Source organism: Roseateles sp. GW821-FHT02E12, assembly GCF_059421665.1.
Map to the genome: position 1 here is coordinate 579,398 of NZ_JBWKVK010000003.1, position 26,137 is coordinate 605,534.

The 26,137-nt window shown below is 67.6% G+C and carries 23 protein-coding genes and 1 tRNA gene; 15 read left to right on the forward strand and 9 right to left on the reverse strand.

The genetic code is table 11. The features are described 5' to 3' along the window. The first annotated feature begins 30 nt into the window (after window positions 1-30). Genes AC07V5_RS20585 through AC07V5_RS20595 form a run of 3 tightly spaced genes read left to right on the forward strand, consistent with a single transcriptional unit; the run spans window position 31 to window position 3,990 of the window. Window positions 31-768 carry a SapC family protein gene (locus AC07V5_RS20585; protein ID WP_495117572.1) on the forward strand — a complete coding sequence of 246 codons (738 nt, stop codon included), beginning with the start codon at window positions 31-33 and terminating at the stop codon, window positions 766-768. 5 nt (window positions 769-773) lie between these two features. Continuing rightward, window positions 774-1,754, forward strand: coding sequence for a cupin-like domain-containing protein (locus AC07V5_RS20590; protein ID WP_495117573.1), 981 nt, complete (start codon window positions 774-776; stop codon window positions 1,752-1,754). A gap of 4 nt (window positions 1,755-1,758) precedes the next feature. Continuing rightward, window positions 1,759-3,990 carry a DUF6445 family protein gene (locus AC07V5_RS20595; protein ID WP_495117574.1) on the forward strand — a complete coding sequence of 744 codons (2,232 nt, stop codon included), beginning with the start codon at window positions 1,759-1,761 and terminating at the stop codon, window positions 3,988-3,990. Here the strand turns inward: AC07V5_RS20595 and AC07V5_RS20600 are convergent. Further along, window positions 3,971-4,279, reverse strand: a complete 309-nt coding sequence (locus tag AC07V5_RS20600) for an antibiotic biosynthesis monooxygenase family protein (protein ID WP_495117575.1) — start codon at window positions 4,277-4,279, stop codon at window positions 3,971-3,973. The two genes, AC07V5_RS20595 and AC07V5_RS20600, sit on opposite strands and share 20 nt — an antisense overlap. A 50-nt stretch (window positions 4,280-4,329) precedes the next feature. Between AC07V5_RS20600 and hemC the strand changes: the two genes are divergently transcribed. The 6 genes from hemC (at window position 4,330) to AC07V5_RS20630 (ending at window position 9,366) form a co-directional block, all read left to right on the forward strand. Then, window positions 4,330-5,256 carry a hydroxymethylbilane synthase gene (gene hemC, locus AC07V5_RS20605; RefSeq protein ID WP_495117576.1) on the forward strand — a complete coding sequence of 309 codons (927 nt, stop codon included), beginning with the start codon at window positions 4,330-4,332 and terminating at the stop codon, window positions 5,254-5,256. Continuing rightward, window positions 5,253-6,002: a uroporphyrinogen-III synthase gene (locus tag AC07V5_RS20610; RefSeq protein WP_495117577.1), complete on the forward strand. Its 750-nt coding sequence runs from the start codon at window positions 5,253-5,255 to the stop codon at window positions 6,000-6,002. Before hemC ends, AC07V5_RS20610 begins: the two co-directional genes overlap by 4 nt. A 16-nt stretch (window positions 6,003-6,018) precedes the next feature. Then, window positions 6,019-7,164, forward strand: coding sequence for a uroporphyrinogen-III C-methyltransferase (locus tag AC07V5_RS20615; RefSeq protein WP_495117578.1), 1,146 nt, complete (start codon window positions 6,019-6,021; stop codon window positions 7,162-7,164). Window positions 7,165-7,166: 2 nt separating this feature from the next. Continuing rightward, window positions 7,167-8,414, forward strand: coding sequence for a heme biosynthesis HemY N-terminal domain-containing protein (locus AC07V5_RS20620; RefSeq protein ID WP_495117579.1), 1,248 nt, complete (start codon window positions 7,167-7,169; stop codon window positions 8,412-8,414). A 91-nt stretch (window positions 8,415-8,505) separates the two neighbouring features. Next, window positions 8,506-8,582: transfer RNA gene (locus AC07V5_RS20625), tRNA-Arg, on the forward strand. 106 nt (window positions 8,583-8,688) lie between these two features. Further along, the gene (locus AC07V5_RS20630) at window positions 8,689-9,366 is read left to right on the forward strand and encodes a hypothetical protein (RefSeq protein ID WP_495117580.1); all 678 of its coding nucleotides are present in this window, start codon (window positions 8,689-8,691) and stop codon (window positions 9,364-9,366) included. On the opposite strand, the gene AC07V5_RS20635 is transcribed toward AC07V5_RS20630, so the two are convergent. After that, on the reverse strand, window positions 9,367-10,401 hold the full coding sequence (locus AC07V5_RS20635; protein WP_495117581.1) for a CaiB/BaiF CoA transferase family protein: 1,035 nt from the start codon (window positions 10,399-10,401) through the stop codon (window positions 9,367-9,369). 14 nt (window positions 10,402-10,415) lie between these two features. Between AC07V5_RS20635 and greB the strand changes: the two genes are divergently transcribed. After that, the gene (gene greB / locus AC07V5_RS20640) at window positions 10,416-10,979 is read left to right on the forward strand and encodes a transcription elongation factor GreB (protein WP_495117582.1); all 564 of its coding nucleotides are present in this window, start codon (window positions 10,416-10,418) and stop codon (window positions 10,977-10,979) included. On the opposite strand, the gene AC07V5_RS20645 is transcribed toward greB, so the two are convergent. From AC07V5_RS20645 to AC07V5_RS20670, 6 genes are all read right to left on the reverse strand, one after another. Then, the gene (locus tag AC07V5_RS20645) at window positions 10,954-12,429 is read right to left on the reverse strand and encodes an SEL1-like repeat protein (protein WP_495117583.1); all 1,476 of its coding nucleotides are present in this window, start codon (window positions 12,427-12,429) and stop codon (window positions 10,954-10,956) included. The two genes, greB and AC07V5_RS20645, sit on opposite strands and share 26 nt — an antisense overlap. Window positions 12,430-12,434: 5 nt before the next feature. Then, window positions 12,435-16,184: a TonB-dependent receptor gene (locus tag AC07V5_RS20650; protein ID WP_495117584.1), complete on the reverse strand. Its 3,750-nt coding sequence runs from the start codon at window positions 16,182-16,184 to the stop codon at window positions 12,435-12,437. Between the two features lie 308 nt (window positions 16,185-16,492). Continuing rightward, window positions 16,493-18,754 carry a RelA/SpoT family protein gene (locus AC07V5_RS20655; RefSeq protein WP_495117585.1) on the reverse strand — a complete coding sequence of 754 codons (2,262 nt, stop codon included), beginning with the start codon at window positions 18,752-18,754 and terminating at the stop codon, window positions 16,493-16,495. 204 nt (window positions 18,755-18,958) lie between these two features. Beyond that, window positions 18,959-19,162: a DNA-directed RNA polymerase subunit omega gene (gene rpoZ / locus AC07V5_RS20660; RefSeq protein WP_025563690.1), complete on the reverse strand. Its 204-nt coding sequence runs from the start codon at window positions 19,160-19,162 to the stop codon at window positions 18,959-18,961. 23 nt (window positions 19,163-19,185) lie between these two features. Further along, window positions 19,186-19,806, reverse strand: coding sequence for a guanylate kinase (gene gmk, locus AC07V5_RS20665; RefSeq protein WP_495117586.1), 621 nt, complete (start codon window positions 19,804-19,806; stop codon window positions 19,186-19,188). Between the two features lie 12 nt (window positions 19,807-19,818). Next, window positions 19,819-20,733 carry a YicC/YloC family endoribonuclease gene (locus AC07V5_RS20670; protein ID WP_495117587.1) on the reverse strand — a complete coding sequence of 305 codons (915 nt, stop codon included), beginning with the start codon at window positions 20,731-20,733 and terminating at the stop codon, window positions 19,819-19,821. 32 nt (window positions 20,734-20,765) lie between these two features. Between AC07V5_RS20670 and AC07V5_RS20675 the strand changes: the two genes are divergently transcribed. The 5 genes from AC07V5_RS20675 to hemW are packed head-to-tail and all read left to right on the forward strand — an operon-like array spanning window position 20,766 to window position 25,185. Next, window positions 20,766-21,734, forward strand: coding sequence for a serine/threonine protein kinase (locus tag AC07V5_RS20675; RefSeq protein WP_056195338.1), 969 nt, complete (start codon window positions 20,766-20,768; stop codon window positions 21,732-21,734). Next, window positions 21,731-22,639, forward strand: coding sequence for a PP2C family protein-serine/threonine phosphatase (locus AC07V5_RS20680; protein WP_495117588.1), 909 nt, complete (start codon window positions 21,731-21,733; stop codon window positions 22,637-22,639). The genes AC07V5_RS20675 and AC07V5_RS20680 overlap by 4 nt, the downstream gene beginning before the upstream one ends. Before the next feature lie 23 nt (window positions 22,640-22,662). Then, window positions 22,663-23,394, forward strand: a complete 732-nt coding sequence (gene rph / locus AC07V5_RS20685; RefSeq protein WP_495117589.1) for a ribonuclease PH — start codon at window positions 22,663-22,665, stop codon at window positions 23,392-23,394. Further along, the gene (rdgB, locus tag AC07V5_RS20690; RefSeq protein WP_495117590.1) at window positions 23,391-23,996 is read left to right on the forward strand and encodes an RdgB/HAM1 family non-canonical purine NTP pyrophosphatase; all 606 of its coding nucleotides are present in this window, start codon (window positions 23,391-23,393) and stop codon (window positions 23,994-23,996) included. The genes rph and rdgB overlap by 4 nt, the downstream gene beginning before the upstream one ends. Before the next feature lie 4 nt (window positions 23,997-24,000). After that, a complete protein-coding gene (hemW, locus tag AC07V5_RS20695; RefSeq protein WP_495117591.1) occupies window positions 24,001-25,185 on the forward strand; it encodes a radical SAM family heme chaperone HemW in 1,185 nt (394 codons plus the stop codon). Here the strand turns inward: hemW and AC07V5_RS20700 are convergent. Further along, on the reverse strand, window positions 25,157-26,086 hold the full coding sequence (locus AC07V5_RS20700; protein WP_495117592.1) for a LysR substrate-binding domain-containing protein: 930 nt from the start codon (window positions 26,084-26,086) through the stop codon (window positions 25,157-25,159). The genes hemW and AC07V5_RS20700 overlap by 29 nt on opposite strands. Window positions 26,087-26,137 lie beyond the last annotated feature (51 nt).

Below are 26,137 nucleotides of genomic sequence, written 5' to 3' on the forward strand. Positions count from 1 at the left end.
CGCCCGCCATCGCGACCACCCCGCACGTTCGTGCGCGACCCGCCAGCGGCGCGCGCCTTCACCGTCAATCACATGCTGCAACTGCTCAACAACATCACCCACAAGGATCTGCGCGTCATCACCCAGCGCGGTGCTCAATGGGGCGACGACGTGATGTCCGCACTCGTGACGCCGGACGAGTTCCGCAGCGTGCAGGCGCACTACCCCATCCTCTTCCAGCCCGACGGCGAGGGCAGCTACCACCCGGTGGCTCTTTTCGGCCTGGAGCAGGGCCAGAACCTCTTCCTCACCGCTGACGGCTGGGATGCCGACTACCTCCCGCTGTCCATGCAGCGCCTGCCTTTCTCCATCGGCATTGCCGATGACGAGTTGCGCATGATGGTCGACATGGCCAGCCCGCGTATCAGCCAGGGCGCCGCGGGCGAGGCCGTCTTCCTGCCGCAGGGCGGCACCAGCGAGTTCATCGAGAAGGCCAACTCGGTGCTGCGCACGCTGCACGAAGGCCTGGAGGCAACGCCCGAGTTCGTGCAGGCCCTGGTGGCCCACGAGCTGCTCGAATCCGTCGTGCTGGACGTGGAGCGGCCCGACGGCACGCACGGCCAGCTGGTCGGCTTCTTCATGATCCACGAGGAACGCCTTGCGGCCCTGGATGCCGCCACCATCGGCCTGCTGCACCAGGCCGACTATCTGCAGCCCATCTACATGGCGATCGCATCGCTGTCCAACTTCCCAGCGCTGATCCGCCGCCACCTGTCCCGCGAAGCCTGAGCACCATGCTCGAACGCCGCGACGTCAGTGCCGAGGCGGTTCCCGCCGAGCTGCTGCAGTCCAGCCAGCCGGTGGTGCTGCGCGGCCTGGTGCGGCACTGGCCGCTGGTGCAGGCGGCGCAACGCTCGGACCAGGACTTCTGCGACTACCTGCGCCGCTTCGGCGGCCGCACCCGCGTCGGCCTGTGGCGCGGCGCACCAGACATCGGCGGGCGCTTCTTCTACAACGCCGACCTCACCGGCTTCAACTTCCAGCGCGAGATCGGTAGCTTCGACACGCTGCTGGATGAGCTGTTGGCGGGCTCGCCCGACGCCCTCTACCTCGGCTCCACCGAGCTCGACGGCAGCTTCCCCGGCCTGCACCAGCACAACCCGCTGGACCTGGGCGTGCGCGACCCGCTGGTCAGCCTGTGGCTGGGCAACCGCACCCGCGTGGCCATGCACTTCGACGTGCCGGACAACATCGCCTGCGTCGTCTCGGGCCGGCGGCGCTTCACGTTGTTCCCGCCCGAGCAGGTGGCCAACCTCTACATCGGCCGGCTCGACCTGACGCCGGCCGGCCAACCCATCAGCCTCGTCGACCAGGCCGCACCCGACTTCGATCGCTTTCCGGGTTATGCCGAGGCGCTCAAGCATGCCCAGGTCGTGGAGCTGGAGGCCGGCGACGCGATCTTCATCCCCAGCCAGTGGTGGCACGGCGTTGAAGGGCTGGCGCCCATCAATGCCCTGGTCAATTTCTGGTGGCGGCAGTCGCCCGCTTACATGGACACGCCGCTGAACACGCTGATGATGGCTCTGCTCAGCCTGCGCGACCTGCCACCGGCCCAGCGCGATGCCTGGGCGGCCTTGTTCGACCACTACATCTTCAAGGCCGACGCCGACACCGCCGCCCACATCCCGCCCGCTGCGCGCGGCGTGCTGGCGCCGCTGGACGAGAACGCCGCGCGCCAGCTGCGTGCGCACCTGCTGAACCGACTCAACCGATAACGCCATGAACGCCAAACCCATTCGACGCATCGTCATCGCCGGCGGCGGCACCGCTGGCTGGATGGTGGCCGCGGGCCTGTCCAAATGCCTGGGCAAGCAGTACGACATCCGCCTGGTCGAGTCCGAGGAGATCGGCACCGTCGGCGTCGGCGAGGCCACCATCCCGACGCTGCATTTCATGCACGAGATCCTGGACCTGGAGGAGAAGGAATTCATCCAGGCCACCCAGGCCACCTTCAAGCTCGGCATCCAGTTCGACAACTGGCGCAACGTCGGCGAGCACTACTTCCATTCCTTCGGCAAGACCGGCAGCGGCCACTGGACGGCGGGCTTCCATCACTTCTGGCTGGAAGGCCGCAAGCGCGGCCTGGCCAGTGATTACGCCGACTACTGCCTGGAGCTGCGCGCGGGCCTGGACAACCGCTTCGCGCTGCAGCCCGACAACCCCATCAACTACGCCTACCACTTCGACGCCACGCTCTACGGCCAGTACCTGCGTCGCTTCTCGGAGGCGCTGGGCGTGCAGCGCATCGAAGGCAAGATCGTCAAGGTCCACACCGAAGAGGGCAGCGGCGATATCACCGGCATCGCGCTGGACAACGGTGCTCTGGTCGAAGGCGAGTTCTTCATCGACTGCACCGGCATGCGCGCGCTGCTGATCGGCGAGACCCTGGGCGTGAAGTACGAGAGCTGGTCGCAATGGCTGCCCTGCGACAGTGCCCTGGCCGTTCAGACCACCATCGTCGGCGAGCCCGTGCCCTACACCCGTTCCATCGCCCACCCCTGGGGTTGGCAGTGGCGCATCCCATTGCAGCACCGCGTCGGCAACGGCGTCGTGTTCAGCAGCAAGCACATCAGCGACGACGAAGCCAAGGCCGCGCTGCTGGCCAATGTGCAGGGCGAGGTGCTGCGCCAGCCGCGTGTCATCAAGTTCACGCCGGGCCAGCGCGAGGTGGTCTGGAAGAAGAACTGCGTCGCCATCGGCCTGGCCAGCGGCTTCCTGGAGCCGCTGGAGTCCACCAGCATCCACCTGATCCAAAAAGGCCTGACTCGCCTCGTCGAACTCTTCCCGGCTGATGGCATCAGCCAGACCGACATCGACGAATACAACAACCAGGCGCGCGACTCCATCGAGCACATCCGCGACTTCATCATCCTGCACTACCACGTCACCAACCGGACGGACTCCGCGTTCTGGCGCCAGTGCCGCGAGATGGACATCCCGGCTTCGCTCAAGCACCGCATCCAGCTCTTCCGCGACAGCGCGCGTTTCGCGCCTCAGGTGGGCGACCTGTTCGCCGAGAACTCCTGGGTGCAGGTCATGATGGGGCAGGGCATCCAGCCGGCCAGCCACCACCCCATCGCGCGGCAGATGGAGAGCGCCGCGCTTGCCGATTTCCTTGGCGACATCCGCAAGGACGTGGCCCGCAAGCTGATGAAGCTGCCCAAGCACCAGCAGTTCATCAACCAGTTCTGCCCGGCGCCCAAGCTGCCGGTCGGTGGCGCTGAGATGAGCAAGGCGGCGCCTGCCTTGGGCATCAACCCAAACGCCAGCGTGCAGATCCTGCAGCTGGCCAATGGTTCCGAAGTCTATGTCGTCGACGATTTCGTGCAACAGCCCGAAGCCCTTGTTTCCCAGGTCCAGGCCATGGCCGGCCAGTTTCAGGCGCCCCCCGGCCACCCCTACCCGGGGCCGCAGCTGGCTCTGCCCGATGCCATGGCGGCCGAGCTGGACGCTTTCTTCCGGCGCCATGTGGGCACGCGTCTGCACACCGGTCCGGCCCTCGGCATGTATGCGCGCTTCTCACGCGTCACGCAGGATGCCGCCACGCTGGATGCCCGCCAGCGCATCTGCCACCGCGACGACTCCGCCATCGGTGCCGGCGAGATGGTTTCGGCTGCCGTTCATTACTTGTTCCAGGACGAGAAGCTCGGCGGCACGGTCTTCTTCCGCTCGCTGATGTCCGACGCCGAGACCCGCCAGTTCATGCGCGACGCCAACACGCTGCAGACCAGTGCCTTCGGCGACAAATACGGCATCCCGCCGGGCTACATGACCGAGAGCAACCGCTACTTCGAAGTCATCGGCCGCGTGCCCGCCAAATGGAACCGCGCCGTTTTCTACGACGGCGCCATCTTCCATTCCGGCGACATCCCCTGGGCCTCGCCGGCCGCCTACCGCGAAGGCCCGGGCCGGCTGACGATCAACGCTTTCTTCAAGAGCCGTCGGCCTTGAAGCGTGACTCGCGCAGCAGTTCGCAGACCTTCAGGTTGTACTCGGCGTAGAAGTTCGCGCGGCCCTGCTTCTTGGCGTTCACGTGCAGGGCGTTCAACGACCATTCGCGCTGGCCTGCCTCGTCCTCGAACTCGACCAGGATGAGCCGCTCGCCGTCCTCGGCCATGAAGGCCTTGTGCGAGATGTAGCCGGGCATCGTCCGAGCCAGCGCGCCCATCTGCGGCGCGAGGTCGAAATAGTCGGCCTGGGCGCCGTCCTTGAGCCGGGAGCGGAACACCGTGACGATCATCGAGTTCTCCTGGAATCGGTGCCTTGATTGTGGGCCTCGATAATCGCTGGATGACCACTTCCATCACCATCGCCACGCGCGAGAGCCGCCTGGCGCTGTGGCAGGCCGAGCATGTGCAGGCCCGCCTCGCCGAAGAACTCGGCATCACCGCCACGCTGCTGGGCATGACGACGCGGGGCGACCAGATTCTCGACCGCACGCTGTCCAAGATCGGCGGCAAGGGCTTGTTCGTGAAGGAGCTGGAAACAGCCCTGGCCGAGGGCCGCGCCCAGCTCGCCGTGCATTCGCTGAAAGACGTGCCGATGGAGCTGCCCGAGGGCTTCGTGCTCGCGGCGGTGCTGGAGCGCGAGGACCCGCGTGACGCCTTCGTCTCCAACGACTTTGCAAGCCTGGCCGAACTGCCCGAGGGCGCGGTGGTTGGCAGCTCCAGCCTGCGCCGCGTGACCCAGTTGCTGAGTCTGCGGCCCGACCTGCGTGTCGAACCGCTGCGCGGCAACCTCGACACGCGGCTGCGCAAGCTCGACGAAGGCGGCTACCAAGCCATCGTGCTGGCCGCGGCCGGCCTCAAGCGCCTGGGCCTGGCCAGCCGCGTGCGCAGCCTGTTCGAGATTGACCAGATGCTGCCTTGTGCAGGGCAGGGCGCACTTGGCATCGAGATCCGCGCCGACGACACCGCGTTGGCCGAGGCCCTCGCCAAGCTGACGCACAAGCAGACGCTGCTGGCCTGCGAGGCCGAGCGCGCCGTGTCCCGCGCCCTCGGCGGCAGCTGCAGCCTGCCGCTGGCCGCCCACGCGCACTGGCAGGGCGACACGCTGTGCCTGGACGCCGCCATCGGCCACGTCGAGGCCCACACCTCGCCGCTGCTGCGCTCCAGCGTCGCCGCCGCGGTGGGCGACGTGGCCGCCGCGCGTGCCCTGGGTCAGCAAGCCGCCGCGCGGCTGCGCGAGCTGGGTGCGGGCTCCTACCTGCCGGGATGACGGCGCCAACGCTGATCGTCACCCGCCCGCGGCCGCAGTGCGCGGCCTGGCTGGAACGGCTGGCGGAGCTGGGCGTCGAGGCCGTGGCCCTGCCCCTTATCGAGATCCTGCCGGCGCGCGATGTGAGCCCGGTTGTCTCGGCCTGGGCGTCGCTGGCGGCGGTTGACCTGGCCGTTTTCGTCAGCCCCAACGCGGTCGAGCAGTTCTTCGCCCATGCCGGGGGTGCCGCCTGGCCCGCGCACACGCTCGCCGCCTGCGTCGGCCCGGGCAGCGCCCAGGCCCTGGCCGAGCATGGCGTGCCTGTCTCGCAGATCGTCCAGCCCGCCGCCGATGCCGCCAGCCTGGACTCCGAACACCTCTGGGAACAACTGTCACCGCTGCGCGCCTGGGCCGGGGCACGCGTGCTGCTGCTGCGCGGCGACGGCGGCCGCGAGTGGTTGGCCGAACGCCTGGCCGAGGCGGGTGCGAGCATCCAGGCCGTCACCGTCTATCACCGCGCCGGCCCGCGCTTCACGGCTGCCGAGCAAGCCCTGCTGGCCGCGGCCCAGGCTGATCCCCTTCGTTTTGTGTGGCTGTTCAGCAGCGCCGAGGCCGTCGGGCATCTGCAGGGCGTGCAACTCACCGGCCAGCGCGCCATCGCAACCCATTCCCGCATTGCCGATGCCGCACGCGCTGCGCATTTCGAGCCTGTGGTTTTGGCGCGACCGGCCCCTGAAGCGGTGACTCAGGCCCTGAAAGGCCTCTGACAGAATCTGGCGCACTGTGAGTGAGCCTTCGCTGAATCCCCCCGCTGTCGCCGCGGCCGAGCCTGCCGCTCTGCCGCCGCCCCCTTCCGCCCCCGTACTGCCGGCCTGGCTGCCTTGGTTGCTGGCCCTGCTGGGCGCCGCCGTGCTGTTGTGCATCGTGTTGGCCTGGCAGAGCCTGTCGCGCCAGCAGTCGCTGGAGCAGGAGCTGGTGCGCCGCCAGGAGGCCAGCCAGGCTCAGGCCACCGAGGCCCGCCTGGCGGCCAAGCAGTCGGGCGACCTGGTGCGCGATACGGCCGCCAAGGTGTCGCTGCTGGATGCACGCCTGGCCGAGGTCGCCCTGCAACGCGGCCAGCTGGAGGAGCTGATCCAGTCCATGTCGCGCTCGCGGGACGAGAACGTCGTCGGCGACATCGAGGCCGCCATCCGCGTGGCGCTTCAGCAAACCCAGATCACCGGCAGCGCCGAGCCGCTGGTGGCCACGCTCAAGCAGGCCGATGAACGCCTGCTGCGCTACAAGCAGCCGCGCATGGAAGGCATACGCCGCGCTGTTGCGCGCGACCTGGACCGCGTCAAGGCCATCGCCGTCGTCGATGTCTCCACGCTGACCATCAAGCTCGACGAGGTCGTGCGCATGGCCGACGAGCTGCCGCTGGTGTCGGGCGGCGAGGTCGCACCCAAGCCGCGCGACGAGCGCAACGGCGATGCCACCAAGGATCGCGAGCGGGCGCTCAAGCTGCAGCGCGAGCAGGCTGCCGCGGCGGCTGACGGCAAGCTCTCGCTGTGGTGGTGGCAGGCCACGCAGCAGCTCTCCACCTGGACCGGCCTGGTCTGGGGCGAGGCCCGCACGCTGCTGCGCGTGACCCGCATCGACCACCCCGAAGCCGCGCTGATCTCGCCCGACCAGAGCTTCTTCCTGCGCGAGAACCTCAAGCTGCGCCTGCTCAACGCCCGCCTGGCGTTGCTGAGCCGCCAGTTCGACACGGCCCAGTCCGACCTGCGCGACAGCCAGGAGATGCTGAACCGGTACTTCGACACGCGATCGCGCAAGGTGGCCAGCGTGACCGAGCTGCTGCGTCAGGTGGCTGGCCAGGCGCGGCAGGTCAGCGTGCCGAGGCCGGATGACACCTTGGCTGCTTTGACTGCCGCCGCAGCGGGCCGCTGATCATGCGTCTGGTGATCTGGCTGGTCCTGCTCTTCGTCGCGGCCGTCGTCGCGGCGCTGTACTTGGGCTCCAACGATGGCCTCGCCAGCTTCTACTTGGGCGGCTGGCGCGTCGACATCTCGCTCAACCTCTTCCTGCTGCTGCTCGTCGCGAGCTGCTTCGCCCTCGTCACCGCCATCCAGGCCATCGAGGCGCTGACGACGCTGCCCAAGCGCGCACGCGAATGGCGGCTGGCCCAGCGTGAACGCAGCGCCCAGCTGGCTCTGCGCGAAGCCCTGGTCGAACTCTTCGGTGCCCGATTCAGCCGTGCGCAGAAGGCGGCGCAGAAGGCGCTCAGCATCCAGGCGGCGACGCCCGAGCTGGCGGCCGACCAGTCCTTCATGGCCCTGGCCCATCTGCTCGCTGCGGCCAGCGCCCATCGTCTGCAGGACCGCCGGCATCGCGACGAACAGCTCAGCCGCGCGCTCGACCTGGCCCGCCGCGCTGGTGGCGCGCGTGCCCAGGAAGATGGTGCCCGCCTGCTGGCCGCCGAATGGGCGCTGGACGACCGCGACGCCACGCGCGCGCTCAGCGTGCTCAGTGAGCTGGCTCCCGGCGTTGCTCGCCGCACCCAGGCGCTGCGGCTGCGGCTGCAAGCCTCGCGCCTCGCGCAGCAGCCGCTGGACGCGCTGCGCACGGCGCGCCTGCTGGCCAAGCACCAGGCCTTCTCCAAGGTGGCGGCCCAAGGCTTGCTGCGGTCCCTGGCCTTTGAGGCCCTGGACGGCGCCCGCGACGTTGATCAGCTACGCTCGGTCTGGCAGCAGCTCGACCCCGCCGACCGCCGCGACCCGCTGGTGGCTGCCCGTGCCGCGCAATGTGCCGGGCAGCTCGGCGCACCCGACGATGGTCGCGGCTGGCTGCGGCCTTTCTTCGACGACCTCGCCGAACTGCAGTCCGACGATCGCGCGGCGCTCGCCAGCGCGCTGGTTCCGGTGCTGGCTGGGTGCGGGCCGGACTGGCTGCAGCGCCTGGAATCCGCTCAAACCCGCTTCCCGCGCGAACGTGCGCTGGCCTATGCGCTGGGCCATGCGCTGGCCGAGCGCCAGCTCTGGGGCAAGGCGCGGCTGATGCTCGAGACCGTGGCCGACGACGCCGGCATGCCCAGCGCGTCGCGCCGCCGAAGCTGGCTGGCGCTCGCTGCGCTGGCCGAACAAGAGGGCGACGAACTTCGCCGGGGCCGGTGTTTCGAGGCGGCGGCGCGCCTGCCTTGAGGGCGGGCTCGCGGGCCTGGCCAAGTATTTTCAAAAAATCCGGTCAACTCTTGCCGGAGCCCCGAAAATCTGGCTATACTGTGAGGCTTCAGCGGCTGTAGCTCAGTTGGATAGAGTACTTGGCTACGAACCAAGGGGTCGTGGGTTCGAATCCTGCCAGCCGCACCAAGAATAAGAAAAAATGGAAACGCCTCAGAGGTTTGCGCCTCTGAGGCGTTTTTCTTTGTGCCGATGAAGTTGGTCGCTAGCATCCGCCTCCGGGGAGGAACTGGCTATGGATCAATTGCCGGTCGAGACGGCGCGCGAGTTGCGGGTGCGGCTGAGGGATGCGCATTTCACGACCTTCAACACGCTCAACACCATCTTCACCGGTGGCTTGGTGGCGTTCCTGTTGCGCCGTGTGCTGGAGATGCCCGAGGCCCAACGGCCCTGGCTGCTCGTGCTGGCCAGCCTGCTGACCCTCATTGCGTGCTGGAGCGGGCTCTTCCGGATGCTGGCCCTGGTGCGCTTCCCGTCACGCATGTCGGACGCGCTGCTTTCGTTCGGCGCCGGGGCTGCGGTCTATGTGATGGTGAGCCTGCTGGATGCCGGCCCGCAGGTCTGGATGCGTGTGTCTGCCGTGGTCGCGTTCTTCGGCGGCGTGGGAACGCTGAACATGCTGCGTGGCGCCCGCAACGACCCCTTCAATGACGACGTCCTGCCGCTCATTGAGCGTGATTTGCGGGCTGCGGCCTGGGTGCGCCTGGGCCTTGCGCCGCTGATGCTCGGACTCGCGGAATGCAGATTGCCTGATGCGGTGCTGAGCGCTGCCGCCGTGGTGGGCGCGACAGCGGCGCTTGTCGTGGACGACATGATCTGGGGAAGGGCCGTCGCACTGACGACGCGACCCGACGTCTTGCAAAGCGAGCGCGAAGCGCTGCAGCAGGCGCTCGCAGCGGGAGAGCGCCGCTAGTCAGACTTGCCGCGAAAAGCGTGGCGCGGCGGCCGGTTGCCATTGGCTGTCGGCTGTCTGAACAAAGCTGCCGCGCGCCTGCGCATGCGGGTGCATTGGTGCCTCGGCCAGGGTCAGCACCGGCGCGAAGCAGACGTTTGTGCCTTCCAGCAAGGCAGACCATTCGTCGCGCGACTTTTCGCGGATGCATGCGGCCACGCGCTCGCGCAGCGCCGGCCAGCGGCTGCGGTCGTGCTGCGCGGCAGGGTCGACGTCGTTCAGATCGAGGCGCAGCAGCAGCTCTGCGTAGAACTGCGGCTCCAGCGCGCCCAGTGACACGAAGCGGCCGTCGGCGCATTCGAAGCAGTCGTAGAAGGGCGAGCTGTGCAGGAAGAAATTCTGTTCGGGCTTGTCGCTCCAGCGGTTCGCGGCGCGCAGCGAGTGCAGCAGGCTGGACAGCACACCCACACCATCCACCATTGCCGCGTCGACGACGTGGCCGCGGCCGCTTCGCTGAGCCTCCCAAAGTGCGCACATCAGCCCGAAGGCCAGGAACATCGCGCCGCCACTCATGTCGCCGATCAGCGTGGCCGGGATGCTGGGCGCGACGCCCTCGCGGCTCGCCACTGAAAGTACGCCAGTCAGTGCCACGTAGTTGATGTCGTGCCCCGCGGCCTGGGCCAGCGGGCCGGTCTGGCCCCAGCCGGTGACGCGGCCGTAGACGAGGCGCGGGTGACTGGCTTCGAACACCTCGGGCCCCAGGCCCAGGCGTTCCATGACGCCGGGGCGGAAGCCTTCGATGAGGGCGTCGGCGCCCTCGATCAGCGCCCGCGCTTCGGCCAGGCCTTCGGCCGTCTTCAGGTCCAGGCAGACACGCCGTTTGCCGCGGTCCAGCGCCGTGCCCGTGTCCAGCACCTGGCCGCCGGGCCTATCGATGACGATGACCTCGGCGCCATGGTCGGCCAGCATCATGCCGGCCAGCGGGCAGGGGCCGATGCCGGCCATTTCGACGACGGTGAGGCCGGCCAGCGGGCCGGTGGGGGAGGGCGCTTGCATCGGACAATGCTCGCATGAACAAAGCGTTCACCAAGGAATCCGACGCGGCCGACGATGACGAGGACGGCCCCTCGTTACCGGCGCTCCCCGCCGGCACGCGCAACTACCTGACGCCGGCCGGCTATGCACGCCTGCGTGCGGAGTTCATGGAGTTGCTGGATGGCGAACGGCCCAAGATCGTCGAGATCGTCTCCTGGGCGGCCAAGAACGGCGACCGCTCGGAGAACGGCGACTACCTTTACGGCAAGAAGCGGCTGCGCGAGATCGACCGCCGGCTGCGTTTCCTGACCAAGCGCCTGGACATCGCCGAGGTCGCCGACCCGAGCGTCCACCACGGCAGCGAGCAGATCTTCTTCGGCGCGACGGTGACCTACGCGAACGCCAAGGGCGAGGAGAAGACGATCACGATCAAGGGCATCGATGAGTCGGACAGCCTGGCCGGCGAGGTCAGCTGGATCTCTCCGATTGCGCGCACGCTGCTGAAGGCGCGCGTCGGCGACGAGTTGAACCTCGTCACGCCGGCAGGCGTGGAGCGCATCGAGGTCGTCGAGGTCAGCTACCCCGCGCCTTCGGCTTGAGCAGCTCGTCGACGCGGGTGCGCTCCTCGGGCGTCAGCTTGGAGGCGACGCTCGCCAGTGCCGCCTCGGCCTGTGGATAGCCGACGGCCTTGCACAGGCTGAGCCAGGCATAAGACGACGGCAGGTCCTTGGGCCCGCCCTGGCCCTGAGCCAGCATGACGGCGAGATTGAACATCGCGTCGGGCTGGCGGCGCTGGGCCGCGGCCTGGAAGAGCTGGCGCGCCGTTGCGAGGTTCTGCTCGACAACTTCGCCGCGATAGAAGAAGGTGGCGAGCGCGTTCTGCGCCTCGGCATGGCCCTTGAGCGCCGCGTCCTTGTAGAGCACCACGGCGCGCTCGGGTGCAGCCGGCACGCCTTCACCGAGATCGAGCATGCGCGCGGCGGCATAGGTGGCCTCCAGGTGCCCCGCCTTGACCGCAGCGCCGTAGTAGGCGCCGGCGCGCTTCAGGTCCAGCGGCACGCCGTCCGGCTGCTTCGGCAGTTGGTGGTGATAGAGCTGGCCGAGCATGTAGAGCGCGGGCACATGGCCGGCCTCGCTGGCGGCCTGCAGATAGGACAGCGCGCGCTTGGCATCGGGCGCCGTGCCAATGCCGGTCAGGTTGGCCTGGCCCAGCAGCGTGCCGGCGGGCTCGAAGCCGTAGTCCAGCGCCTGTGCCCACCATTTGTAGGCCTCGGCCGGGTTGCGTGCCGTGCCCTGGCCGGTCAGGTGGATGCGGGCCAGCAGCAGCGAGGCCTCGACGCGGGTGTTGATGTTGTCGGGCTTCTGCGGGTCGAAGCGCAGGCGGTCGTTGACGGGGTCGTAGCGCGCGTCGATGACCTTGCGCAGCCATTCGATGGCCTTGGGTGTGCTGGCCGGCGTGCCCAGCCCCAGCAGGTGGATGCGGCCCAGCATCATGGCCGCCTCTTCGTAGCCGAGCTTGTTCCAGCCCTCTTCGAATTTGACGCGAGCTTCGGTGAAATTCCCGGCCTCGTAGGCGTCGAAAGCCTGGGTCAGCGACTTGTCCTTGCGGGCGATCCAGTTCTTGCCGGCGGCGAAGCGCTTGTCGGATTTTGAGCAAGTCGTTGAAGACGCCATCGCGTCGGCCGTGCTGCCGGTGTCGCCGCCGCTGCCCTCCAGCGCGCTGCCGACTGAGGCCGTCTTGGCGTTGCCGTCGGGGCTGAGATCGCTGAAGCGCTCGGCCTCGTTGGACGGGCTGTCCAGCAGGTTGAAGTCACGCATGTAGGCCAGCGTGACTTCATCTTCGGCGGCCGAGTAGCCGCTCATGAAGGCGCAGGACGACGCGAACTGGCGCGACAGCACCTTGCTCTTGGCGGCGGTGACGACCGAGGGATCGACACCGCCGTTACGCTGGCCGGTGACCTTGACGCCGTCCAGCGTCTTGGGCGCGTCCTGCGGCCAGGCGGCCGGCGCAGCCAGCGCCAGCAGCAGGGCAAGGGATCGGGCTCGCATCGCCTTCAACGCGGGCTGCGGATGGTCATGCCCACCATGTAGCGGCGGCCGTTGTAGCCGTCGCCATAGACGCTGGGGATGCCGTCCGCATAGTCCTGGTAGCCGCCCGTCGTGCTCTGCGTGCGCTCGCCGGTCAGGTTGCGCACGTCGGCAAACAGCTCCAGGCCGTTCTTGAAGCGGTACGACACCTTGGCGTCGACGAAAGCCGTGCGGTTGCCGAAGATGGGCGCGCCCGGGTTGTAGGGCAGGCGCCAGCCGGTGGTGCCCACGGACGTGTAGTTATTGACGCCCACATTCGTCGACGTGTTCGGCGAGAAGGTGAAGTAGCGCGGTGCCACCACCTGCAGCGCGACGCGTGCCTGGAAGCCGCCGTCGTCGTACCAGAGCGAGGCGTTGTACGAGTACTTGGGCTCGTTGGCCACCGGCAGCACGTCGCCGCTGATCAGGTCCAGCACCGGGGCGCCCTGGGTGGAACGCACATAGCTGTAGTTGGCGTCCATGCCGGTGTAGCGCAGGAAGGACGGCAGGAAGGTGAAGGCCGTCTTCATGCCGAACTCGATGCCGCGGCGGGTCGACGGCTGGGCGTTGTCCCACTGCGTGAAGCCGAACTCGATGTCCTTCAGCGGGATGCCGGAAACGGGGTCGATGGCGTTGCTGTTGGCGAACACCTTGGTGTTGGAGCGCACCGTGCCGATGGTGGGCGCGCCGATCAGGCCGCGTTGGCGGAAGATGCCGGCCGTGAACATCGTGTCGCGGTTGGCGTACCACTCGACCGACAGGTTCTGGTTGACGTTGGTCTGCGGCTTGAGCTCGGGGTTGCCCATGGTGCCCGAGCAACCCTGGTCGGCGGCGCTGCCGTCCGGGTCATCCGGGTTGTCCTCGACGATCTCGCTGTAGGTGCAGGTGGTGCCGGACGGCAGCAGCTTGGACACCGGCGGGCGGGCGATGGTCTTGCCGATGCTGTAGCGCAGCGCGACCTTGTCCACCACGGGCCACAGCGCCAGGTTCAGCGAGGGCATCACGTCGGTGGACTTGCCCGAGATCGCCGTGTTCTGGCTGAAGGCGGTGGAGACGAAGCCGGCGGGAGCAGCCGGGTTGAGTGGGTCGAAATTGGCCGTCTTGCGGATGGACCGGAAGGTCATGTAGCCGGTGCCTGCCACCTCGGTCTGCACGACGCGCACGCCAAAGTTGCCGGCCAGCTCCATGCCGAAGGGCAGCGGGCTGTCGGTGAAGGGGATGCGGTCGATCTCGAAGTCCGTCATCAGGTAGGCGGCCTTGGACTTCTCGCTGAACTTGGTCACCGGCATGTCGTACACCTTGCCGTCGCTTGCCGTGCAGCTGCGGAAGCAGTCCAGGCGCACGGGCACGCCGGCCAGCGCGAACAGCTTGTCGATGTCGATCTGGTTCCAGCCGTCGATCAGCGTCGACGGCCTGTCCTTGGAGCCGGCGTAGAACTGGCCGGCAGGCGCCAGCGTCATGGTCTGGCGGATCAGGTCTTCGTACTGGGCACGCGTGATCGTCGTGGTGCCCGCGGCCACGGCGCCGATGCCGGTGTTGAGCTGATTGTTGGGCGCGTAGCCGTTGGCGGCGCAGGGCTGGCCGCCGGCGGCCAGCGACCCGGGCGTGTTCTCGCAGCCGATGACGTTCCAGCGCGTGTTCACCTGCGGCATGTAGACGCCCGGCACGAAGCCCGCGGTGCCGTAGGTGCCCACCGGCTCCTTGATCGTGCCGCCCGCGCCGGCCCAGAAGTTGCCGCTGGTGTTGCGGTAGTTCAGGCCGCCCTTCAGCGAGGTCAGGAACGGGATCTTGTCGACCACGTTGTAGGCCAGGTCGAGCTTGCCGGTCTTCTCGGCGCTGTCGGTGTCGAAGGAGCGGATGACCTGCAGCAGCGTGTTGTTGGTGTACTGGGCGCGCTGGGCCGCCGTGTAGGCCGGCACCGAAACCGGGTTGACGGCCGACGCCGGGAAGGCGGCGGCCGCCACGGCCGGGTTCAGCTGCGCGTAGGCGGGGAAGTTGAGCTGGTCGTTGGTGCTGCCGGCGGGCAGCGTGAAGGCCCACAGGCCGTTGGGCTGCAGCGCGTAGTTGCCCACGCCGTAGGCATAGCTGAAAGCCGCGCGGCGGTCATAGCGCATGGCCGTGGACTTGGTCGTGCCGCCCAGGAATTGCGCGCTCAGGCGGCCGTCGCGGTATTCGCCGCCGCCCACCAGCGTCTTCGAGTCGGTGTCGATACTGCTGAAGATGGTGTCGGTGCCATAGGAGCCGTTGCCGGTGGAATAGCTCGTCACGTGGTGGGTCGAGTCCACCGTGTAGCCGGGCAGGATGTTGGTCGTGGCGCCCTGGATCAAGGGCGCGTTGTTGGCGCGGAAGGAATAGGTGGTGGGCAGTACCGAGGCCGACAGCGTGCTGCCCGCCAGCACGCCGCGCGTGTTGGCCGTGATGTTGTCGGTGAAGGCGCCGTTGAACACCGGGCTGCTGCCCACGCCCAGGAAGCCGACGATGTCGTCGACGTGGCGGGTGTTGGCGCTGAGCTTGGTGTAGACGGTCAGCTGGTCGTTGACCTTGAAGTCCAGCCGGATGTCACCGCCCGTGCGCCTGTCATCCTGGCTCTTGAAGTTGAAGCGAAAGCCCGCCGTCTGCGACGGCGTGTAGTCGTTCCACTGGTTCAGGCAGGTGAGCTGCTCGTTCTGGCGCTGCGTGTAGGCGGCAGTGCGGTTGGCGCTGACGATGGCGTTGCTCTGCGCCGTGGTCAGGTTGGGGAAGGTGGTGAAGCAGTCGGCCTTGCTTTGCGCCGCGGCCGACTTGGTCAGCAGTTCCAGCGGCGTGGAGGCGTTGAAGAAGCCGCCGGCCGTCAGCGGCGAGGCCAGCAGCGTGGCGGTGGCGGCCGGGTCGGTCTTGGACAGCGTGTTCGGGTTGAAGGTGAAGGTCTTCTCGGGCGAGTTGTCGAAATCGCCCAGGCGCACCAGGCCCTGTTGGTTGTTGCTGCCGCCCTGGGTCACGCCGTGCTGCTCGTTCTGGTAACGCGAGTGGTTCAGGTTGACGATGATGCCCAGGCGCTTGTCCAGGAACTTGTCGGCCAGCACCAGGTTGTAGTTGGGCGTGGTCTTCTTGTTCAGATCGCTCTGCGTGGCCGCGGCGCGCAGCGAGTAGTAGGGCTTGTCGAAGTCCAGGCCGGTGCGGGTCGTGATGATGATGCCGCCGCCGAGCGAGCCCTCGGTCATCGCGGCCGTCGAGCCCTTGATGATGTCGACGCTCTTGATGAGGTCGGACGACAGCTCGCGGAACTCGGTGCCGCGGCCGTCGCCGCCGCCCAGCAGGTCGGTGCCGGCGCCGGAGCGCACTCCCATGCCGTCCAGCTCCACACGGGTCAGCTCGGCGCCATTGCCGCGGATGGAGACGTTCACGCCTTCGCCGAAGTCGCCGCGGTCCAGGGCCACGCCGGCGATGCGCGAGATGGCCTCGCCGATGTTGCGGTCGGGGAAGGCGCCCACGTCCTCGGCCACGATGGAGTCCTGCGCCGTGGCCGCGTGCTTCTTGCGGTTGATGCTGGACTGCTGCGACTGGCGCGTGCCGACGACGAGCACGGTCTCAAGTTCCTGGGTCGGCGTGGGCTTGCGCGCAGCCGGCTTGGCGTCATCGGCTTTGGCGGCCTCGGCAGCTGCGGCGCTGCCGCTGTCCTGGGCCACGGCCTGCTGGGCCCACAGGGCCAGGGCCATGGAAACGGCGGTTGCTACCGCAGGCTTGCTGAACTTGTTCACGTGTCTCTCCGCGCTCCGGATCAGGGTCCCGGGCTTGTTGTGGGTCGGTCGGCAAGGCCTGCAAAAGTATGACTATTTGTCTTTTGCTGGCCGTGGCGCGACCTTAAGCAGCCGCCGTAACCCGGAGAAATTCGTTTTGTCTCGTTTGCTATCCCGAAAAGAAATACCAGGGCCAGAAACACTGGTTAACCCGGGGAAGCGAACAGAAACAGTCACGGCCGTGATCGGCCGCAATTCGGTGTCAACGCTGTCAATGCGCAGAGGCGCTCGGCCTGGGTGGCGCACGCGGCGCCGCGTCGACGGGAGCCCTAAGGCTTGACGCGCCAGACGCGCTGCACGGGCGCGGTGCGGCGCAGCACACGCAGCACATCGGCGAGGTGCAGGCGGTCGCGCACGGCGATGAGCAGCGTCATCTCGGCCGTCTCGCGCAGCTGCGCCTCGTCGCTCATCGAGATGTGCGTGATGTCGGCCTCGGCCTGGGCCACGGCCTGGGCAACCTGGGCGAGCACGCCCTTGCCGTTGATCATCAGCAGCGCGATGCCGGCCTCGAAGCTGCGCGTCAGCTCCTCGGCCCATTCGACCTGGATCCAATGCTCGCTGTCGCGCTGGAACAGGCGGCGGCCGACGGCGCACTCGCAGGTGTGCACGACGAGCCCCTCGCCGCGGCCGAGGTAGCCGCGCACCTCGTCGCCGGGAATGGGGCGGCAGCAGCTGGCGAGCTGCACCGAGGCACCCTCGCTGCCGTCGATGGTGACACTGCCCTGGCCACCCGGCGCCTCGGCGAAGCGGCCCAGCGTCAGTGAAAGGGCGTCGGGCTTCTGGCCCTGTTCGGCCATCAGCCGCGCCAGCTTCTTGGCAATGATGGTGGCGATCTTGCGGCCGGCGCCGATGTCGATGAGGAGCTGCTCGGTACCCGCGCTGCCGGCCCAACCGGCCAGGTCGTGCCAGATCTTGGCGGCCTGCGTGTCGTCCGTCTCCAGGCTTGGCAAGCCCAGGCCCTCGACGCGCATGGCCTGGGCTAGCATCTTTTCGCCCAACTCGCGCGACTCTTCCTGCTCCAGGTCCTTCAGGTAGTGGCGGATCTTGGAGCGCGCGCGGCCGGTGCGCACGAAGCTCAGCCACGCCGGATTCGGGCTGGCGCCGGGTGCGGTGATGACCTCGACGATGTCGCCGCTGCGCAGCTCGGCCCGCAGCGGCACGGCCTCGCCGTTCACCTGGGCAGCGACGCAGTGGTCGCCGACATCGGAGTGGATGGCGTAGGCGAAGTCCACTGGCGTCGCGCCCTTGGGCAGGGCCATGATGCGGGACTTGGGCGTGAAGACGTAGATCGCGTCCGGGAAGAGGTCGATCTTGACGTGCTCGAGGAACTCGTTGGCGTCGCGTGTCTCGTCCTGGATGTCGATGAGACTTTGCAGCCAGCGGGCATTGGCCTGCTGTGCCACCAGCGCCGAGGCCTGCTTGCCGCGGCTCTTGTAGATCCAGTGCGCCGCTACGCCCTGCTCGGCGATCTGGTGCATGCCCTCCGTGCGCAGCTGGAACTCCAGCGGCGTGGCCAGCGGCCCCATCAGCGTCGTGTGCAGGGACTGATAGCCGTTGTCCTTGGGCGTGGCGATGTAGTCCTTGAAGCGCCCAGCCTGAGGCTTGTAGAGCTGGTGCAGCACGCCCAGGGCCGTGTAGCACTGCAGCGGCTCCTCGGTCAGGATGCGAAAGCCGAAGATGTCGCTGACCTGGGCGAAGGAGAGGCCACCCTTCTCGCGCATCTTCTTGTAGATGGAGTGGACGGTCTTCTCGCGGCCCTGCACCTCGACGCGCAGGCTGGCCTTGGCGAAGGCCGCGCGGATCTCACCCTCGATGCGCGACACCAGGTCGCGCCGGTTGCCGCGCGCCTTGCCCACGGCTTTGCTGAGCGCTGCGTAGCGCCAGGGGTGGAAATACTGGAAGGACAGGTCCTGCAGCTCGCGGAAGGTCTGGTTCAGGCCCAGGCGGTGGGCGATGGGCGCGTAGATGTCGAAGGTCTCGCGCGCGATGCGGCGCGACTTGTGCGGCGCCATCGCGCCCATCGTGCGCATGTTGTGCAGGCGGTCTGCCAGCTTGATGAGGATGACGCGCAGGTCGCGGGCCATCGCCAGCAGCATCTTGCGGAAGGATTCGGCCTGCGATTCCTCCTTGGTGGAGAACTGCAGCTTGTCCAGCTTGGTGAGGCCGTCCACAAGATCGGCCGTCGTCGCGTCGAACTTTTCGATCAGTTCGGTCTTGGAGACACCGCAGTCTTCGACGACGTCGTGCATCAGCGCCGCCATCAGCGCCTGAGCATCGAGCCGCCACTCGGCACAGATGCCGGCGACGGCGATGGGGTGGGTGATGTAGGGCTCGCCGGTGGCGCGCTTCTGGCCTAGATGGGCCTCGTCGGCGAACTTGTAGGCCTCGCGCACGCGCTTGACCTCCGCCTTGCTGAGGTAGCCGAGCTTCGGCAACAGTGCGTCGAAGGAGGCCGCCTCGGCCGGCGTGGGAGGCGCTGGCTGGCGCAATCCAGGCAGCGTGAACCAGGCGGTGAGGGATCGTTGGGCCATATGGTCCCGAATTTAGCCGAAGGCGAGAGGCCCCTCGTCCAAGGAGTACCTTGGCCGGTCCCCCTAGGGGACGGCGATGCATGCGGCATTGAGCCGCAAGCACATCGCCCAAGGGGCCGGCTTGGGAGCGGCCCGGCGCTCGGCCCGAAATGCAAACGGGCGTCCTAGGACGCCCGTTTCATGTTCAGCGGAGGCTGACGGTGCTTAGACCGGCACCTTGCGCAGCATCTCGATGCCGACTTCGCCAGCGGCGATTTCGCGCAGCGCGGTCACGCCGGGCTTGTTCTTGCTCTCGATGCGGGGGCTGTGGCCCTGGCTCAGCATGCGCGCACGGTAGGTGGCGGCCAGCACCAGCTGGAAGCGGTTCGGGATCTTGGTCAGGCAGTCTTCAACGGTGATGCGGGCCATGGTGTTCCTTGTGTTTGCGGCGATCAGGGCAGATCGAGCGCTTGAAAGACCGCCGAGCGGTTCCGGCGCTGAGCCGCGTATTTTAGCCGCTGCGCGTGGACGATGCTCTTCAGGTCGAAAACGGCTGTGTCAAACACCGCGTTCACGACGACGAAATCGAAGTTCTGGGCCTGCGCCACCTCGACGCGCGCGTTGGCCATGCGCTGGGCGATGACCTCGGGCGCCGTGTCGCCACGGCGGTTCAGGCGCTGGCGAAGTTCCTCCCAGCTCGGTGGCAGGATGAAGATCAGCACCGCGTAGGGGAAAAGCTGCTTGATCTGCAGCGCGCCCTGGAAGTCGATCTCCAGTACGACGTCCTCGCCGTGCTGCATGCGTGCCTCGATGGCGGCGCGTGAGGTGCCGTAGAGATTGCCATGCACCTCGGCCCACTCGAAGAAATCGCCGCGCTGCGCCATTTCGCGGAATTCATCCGGCGAGACGAACCAGTATTCACGGCCATGCTGCTCCTGGCCACGCGGCGCGCGTGAGGTGTGGGAGATGGAGACGGCCAGTTTGGCGTCCAGCTCCAGCAGTGCCTTGACGAGGCTGGATTTGCCGGCGCCACTGGGCGCGGCGACGACGAAGAGATTGCCCGGGTATTCCATTGCGATGTTGGCTTATTCGATGTTCTGGACCTGTTCGCGCATCTGCTCGATGGCGACCTTCATTTCCACGGAGATATTCGTCAGCTCCAGGGCTGCGGACTTGGAGCCCAGGGTATTGGCTTCACGATGTAACTCCTGGATCAGGAAATCCAGCCGTTTGCCCAGTTCGCCGCCCTTTTTGAGCAGGCGCGTCAGTTCTTCGAGGTGGGCGCGCAGCCGGCCCAGTTCCTCGGCGACGTCGATGCGGATCGCGAACGCCGCTGCCTCGTTCAGCGCACGCTCCTGCAGCGCCTCCCTGGGCACGCTGGAGGCGGCCCCCGTGGTGGCCAGCGCCTCCTGCCAGCGTTCCAGAAAGCGCTGCTGCTGGCGCGCGACGACCGCCGGCAGCAGGGGCTCGGCCTCGGCGGCCAGCTCGCGCAGGCGCTGGATGCGTTCGTTCAGGATGGCGACCAGCTTCTCGCCCTCGCGCTCGCGGGCCTCCATCAGGCCGTGCACGCAGGCCTGGGCTGCCTCCAGCGTGGCGGCGTCCAACTGCGCCGGCGCCTGGCCGCCGCTCTTGCACCAGTTCAGCGCTTCGTGGACCGACAGCGGCGTGGCCTGGGGCAGCCAGGAGCGCACCTTGGATTCGAGGTTGGCCAGGCGGTTGAGCTGCTCCGGCTGGGGTTGCGGCCAGCCGCCATCGCCCTCGCGCTGGGCATTGATGCGGACTTCTACCTTGCCGCGCTTGACTCGCGCGGCCACCAGATCGCGCAATTGCGGTTCAAGCCCGCGCATCTCCTCGGGCATGCGCATGGACAGGTCGAGGAACCGGCCGTTGACGGAACGAATCTCAACGCTGACGGAAGCCGTAGATATCGTGCTGCCGTCCTCGGCTTTAGGGGGTTGCGCCAGGGAATTGGCGTACCCGGTCATGCTGTAGACTGGCATTTCGCACTCGCAAAACAGACTAAAACGCGATTATGTCCAAGCCGAAGCCGGCGCCCTTGCCCGCAGGCACGGTGGTTGGGGGTTACCAGATCATCAAGCGGCTCGCGGCGGGCGGTTTTGGTGTCGTCTATCTTGCAGAAGACCCGGATCACCACCTGGTCGCTCTGAAGGAATATCTGCCCTCATCGCTGGCCGAACGTTCGCCCGGCGAACTGACGCCTCGCGTCAAGCCTGAGAAGCAGCCGCTGTACCGGTTGGGCCTGAAGAGCTTCTTCGAGGAAGGCCGCTCGCTGGCGCAGATTTCGCACCCCAGCGTCGTTTCGGTGCTGAACTTCCTGCGCGAGAACGAAACCGTCTACATGGTCATGAACTACCTGCAGGGCGACACCTTGCAGGATTTCATCGTGACCGCGCGCGACATGAAGCGCGACAAGGTCTTCCGCGAGTCCACCATCCGCAGCCTCTTCGACGAGATCCTGCGCGGCTTGCGCATCGTGCACCAGCACAAGATGCTGCACCTGGACATCAAGCCAGCCAACATCTTCATCACCAACGACAACAAGGCCGTGCTGCTGGACTTCGGCGCCGCGCGCGAAGTGCTGAGCAAGGAAGGCAACTTCATCCGCCCGATGTACACGCCGGGCTTTGCCGCGCCGGAGATGTACCGCCGCGATGGTTCGCTCGGCCCCTGGACCGACATCTACGCCATCGGCGCCTGTATCTATGCCTGCATGCAGGGCTACCCGCCCAACGATGCGCCGCAGCGCCTGGAAAAGGATCGCCTCTCGCTGAGCCTGTCTCGCCTGCGCAATGTCTACTCCGACAACCTGCTCGAGGTGACCGAGTGGTGCATGTCGCTGGACGCGTTGTCGCGCCCCCAGAGCGTGTTCGCGCTGCAGAAGGAACTCGCTCGCGAGACTGAAAGGCGCTACACCAAGCTCAGCTTCAGCGAACGTCTCAAACTTCAACTCGAAAACCTCAAATCTGGAGCAAAGGCTTGAGATTCAGTGTCTTCCAGGTCAGCCGCCGTGGCGGCCGCGAGACCAACGAAGACCGCATGGGCTATTGCTTCACGCGGGAGGCGGGCCTGTTTGCGCTGGCGGATGGCATGGGAGGCCATCCGGAGGGCGAGGTTGCGGCCCAGATCGCGCTGCAGACCCTGGCCGCCCTGTTCCAGCAGGACGCCCGGCCCGTCATCGAAGACCCGCAGCGCTTTCTGCAGGAAACCATCGTCATCGCGCACCAGCAACTGCTGCGCTATGCGGCCAGCAAAGGGTTGTCTGACACGCCGCGCACGACGGTGGTCGCCTGCATCCTGCAGGGCAACCAGGCTTGGTGGGCGCACTGCGGCGATTCGCGCCTGTACCTCGTGCGTGGCGGCAAGCTGATCGCCCGCACGCGCGACCATTCCTACTCCGAGTTGCAGGAAGCCCTGGGCCGCGTCTCGCGCGGTGGCGAGCCCTTCAACCGCAACGTCCTCTTCACTTGCCTGGGCAGCCCCGGCAAGCCGATGGTGGACTGCCAGGGGCCGCTCATCATGGAGCCGTCCGACCGCATCCTGCTGTGCTCCGACGGCCTGTGGGGCAGCGTCGAGGATGGCGAGATCGTCCAGCATGTGGCCGATCAAGCCATTGCCGAGGCCGTGCCCGAACTCGTCGAGCAGGCCTTGCGCCGCGGCGGTGCGCGCAGCGACAACGTCACCGTCCTTGCCGTCGAATGGGAAGGCGAGGGCGACCCCGCTGGCGAAACGACCCAGAACCTGGGCAACTCCGGCTTCGCGTCCACCATCCAGGGCGCGCTTGATGCCGACCTCGTCGCCGGTATGGACGACGAGGAGATCGAGCGGTCGATACGCGAGATCAACGAAGTCATCCGCCAGTCCGGCCGCGGCGTCAATCGCCGCTGATTGCCGCTAACCCTCCTTTCCTTATGACCAAGACCTTCACGCGCAGCGCAGGCCGCGCCGCCAATCAATTGCGCCCGGTGCGCATCACCCGCGGGTTCACCGTGCATGCCGAGGGCTCCGTGCTGATCGAGTTCGGTGACACCCGCGTGCTGTGCACAGCGTCCGTCGAGGAGCGCGTGCCGCCGCACAAACGCGGCTCTGGTGAGGGCTGGGTGACGGCCGAGTACGGCATGCTGCCGCGCGCCACCCACACCCGTGGCGACCGCGAGGCCGCCCGTGGCAAGCAGAGCGGCCGCACGCAGGAGATCCAGCGTCTCATCGGCCGCTCGCTGCGCGCCGTGTTCGACCTCGCTGCCCTGGGCGAACGCACCATCACGCTGGACTGCGACGTGCTGCAGGCCGACGGCGGCACCCGCACAGCGGCCATCACGGGCGCCTTCGTCGCGGCCCAGGACGCCGTCAACAAGCTGATCGTCGACGGCAAGCTGGCGCGCTCGCCCATCAAGGACTCGATCGCCGCCATCTCGGTCGGCATCGTCGACGGCGTGCCGTTGCTGGACCTCGAATACACCGAGGATTCGGCCTGCGACACCGACATGAACGTCGTCATGACCGGCAGCGGCGGCTTCGTCGAACTGCAGGGCACGGCCGAGGGTGTCGTCTTCACGCGCGACGAGATGAACGCATTGCTGGACCTGGCCGACAAGGGCATCCGCGAGCTGATCGAAGCCCAGCAAGCCGTTCTGAAGTCGTGAAGCTCGTCCTCGCCTCCAACAACGACAAGAAGCTGGCCGAGCTGCAGGCGCTGTTCACGCCGCTGGGCATCGAGCTCGTCAACCAGGGCAGCCTTGGCATCCCGGAGGCCGAGGAGCCGTTCGACAGCTTTGTCGAGAACGCGCTGACCAAGGCGCGCCATGCTGCGAAGTTGAGTGGCCTGCCCGCGCTGGCCGACGACTCCGGCCTGAGCGTCGAAGCCCTGGGCGGCGCGCCTGGCGTGCGCTCGGCGCGCTATGCGCTGGATGCTGGTGGCGAGAAGAGCGATGCAGCCAACAACGAGCGGCTGCTGCGCGAGATGACCGGTATGGCCGATCGCCGTGGGCGCTTTGTCTGCGCGCTGGTGGCCGTTCGCAGTGCCGACGACCCCGAGCCGCTGATCGCGATGGGCCGCTGGAGCGGCGAGATCCTGGCCGCGCCGAGCGGTGAGGGCGGCTTTGGCTACGACCCGCTGCTGCACATTCCCTCGCTCGGCCGCGCGGTGGCGCAGTTGACCGCCACTGAGAAGAACGCCCTCAGCCACCGCGCCCTCGCCGCCGCGCATCTGATCGCGCAATTCCGCGAGGTCTGGCGCCTCGGCTGAAGTCATGGCTGACGTCATTCACCTGATGCGCCCGGGCACGCTACAACTGCCCGCGCTGCCCCCGCTCGCCCTCTATGTGCACCTGCCCTGGTGCCTGCGCAAATGCCCTTACTGCGACTTCAACTCGCATGAGGTCAAGGACGGCGCACTGGCGGTCGACACGGCGCAGGCCTATCTCGCCGCATTGCGGGCCGACCTCGAAGCCGCGCTACCGCTGATCTGGGGCCGGCCGGTCGTCAGCATCTTCATCGGCGGTGGCACGCCCAGCCTGTTCAACCCGGAGCAGATCGAGCAGCTCATCTCAGACATCCGTGCGCGCCTGCCGCTGGAGCCGGGCTGCGAGATCACGCTGGAGGCGAACCCTGGCACCTTCGAGCGCGAGCGCTTCAAGGGCTTTCGCCAGGCGGGCGTCACGCGGCTGTCGGTGGGTGTGCAGAGCTTCGACGATGCGCAGCTGAAGTCGCTTGGTCGCGTGCACAGCGCCACGCAGGCGCGCGAGGCGTTGACGGAGGCAGCGAGCGCCTTCGAGACCTTCAACCTCGACCTCATGTACGCGCTGCCCGGCCAGACGCTGGACGACCTGTCGCGCGAGCTGGACACGGCGCTGAGCTTCAAGCCGCCGCACCTGTCCATCTACCACCTGACCATCGAGCCCAACACCGTGTTCGCGACGCGCACGCCTGCCGGCCTGCCCGACGCAGATCTCGCGAGCGACATGCTGGACCTGATCACTGCGCGCACTGGCGCCAGTGGCTTGGAACGTTATGAAGTGTCGGCCTACGCTCGTGACGGCCACCGTTGCACGCACAACCTGAACTACTGGCAGTTTGGCGACTACCTCGGCATCGGTGCCGGCGCGCACAGCAAGCTCTCCTTCCCCAACCGCGTGCTGCGCCAGGTGCGTTGGCGCGAGCCGGCCGCCTTCATGGCGCAGGAAAACAAGGTCAGCAACGAGCATGAGGTGGCGCGCAAGGAGCTGCCGTTCGAGTTCATGCTGAACGCGCTGCGGCTCAAGGAGGGCGTCACGCTGACGCAGTTCCTGGAGCGCACCGGTTTGCCCTTGTCCAGCATCGCCAAGGGCCTGGAGACAGCGCGCGGCCGCGGCCTGCTGACCAGCGACCCGGCGCGTATCGAGCCGACCGAGCGCGGGTTCGACTTCCTCAGCGATCTGCAGCAGCTGTTTCTGTGAGTCGTTGCTGAAGGGCCGCGACCTCGGCGTGCAGCCAGTCGCAGAAGGTGCGCACAGCCGGGTCGTCACGCAATGCTTCGGGATAGACGACCTGGTAGTCGCGGGTGGCGTCATCGTCGGTGGCGTGGGCGGACAACCGGACGAGTCGCCCTTCCAGCAGCGCGTCGGCGGCAAACAGTTCGCGAGTCAGGGCGACGCCCATGCCTTGCTCGGCGGCCTGGCCCAGCATCGCGGCGTCGTTGAACACCGCCACCGGTGTCGGCACAGTGCCCGTGTGGCCAACCTCGTCAAACCACTGCCGCCACAGGTCTGCGTCGCCCATCAGCGGCTGCTGCGTCAGCAGCTCCGGCGTCGCGGCCATCAAGCGTTGCGCCAGCAGCGGTGCAGCGACGACGATGTGCGGCGAGTGGAAGAGCGGCTCGCAGACCAGCCCCGGCCAGCCGCCGCGCCCGATGCGCAGGCCGATATGGAAGCCCTCGCGCTCCAGGTCCACCACCTGTTGGGACGAATGCAGGTCCAGCGTGATGCAGGGCTGCAGGGCCTGCCAGCGCGGCAGGCGGGGCAGCAGCCAGCGCTGGGCGAACGAGGGCAGGGCAGTCACGCGCAGCGTCTGCGCGGCGCTGCCATGTGCCTGCGCTGCGGCCAGCAGCCCCGCCTGCAATGCGGCGAATACCTGTGTCACCCCGCGCTGGAACGCCTGGCCCGCCGGGTTCAGCGTCAGCCGCCGGCCCTGGCGTGTGAACAGCTCGAAGCCGAGCTGAGCCTCCAGTGCGCGGATCTGCTGGCTGACGGCGCTGTGCGTCAGGTGCAGGCTCTCGGCCGCGGCGCGCAGGTTCTCGGTTTGAGCTGCGGCACGGAAGGCGGCCAGGTAGTGCAGGGGAAAGCGGTCGAGCGATGCCATCTGGTTAGCCAATCAAACCAATCAGTGCAGAAATAAGCGCTTTTCGGCAAG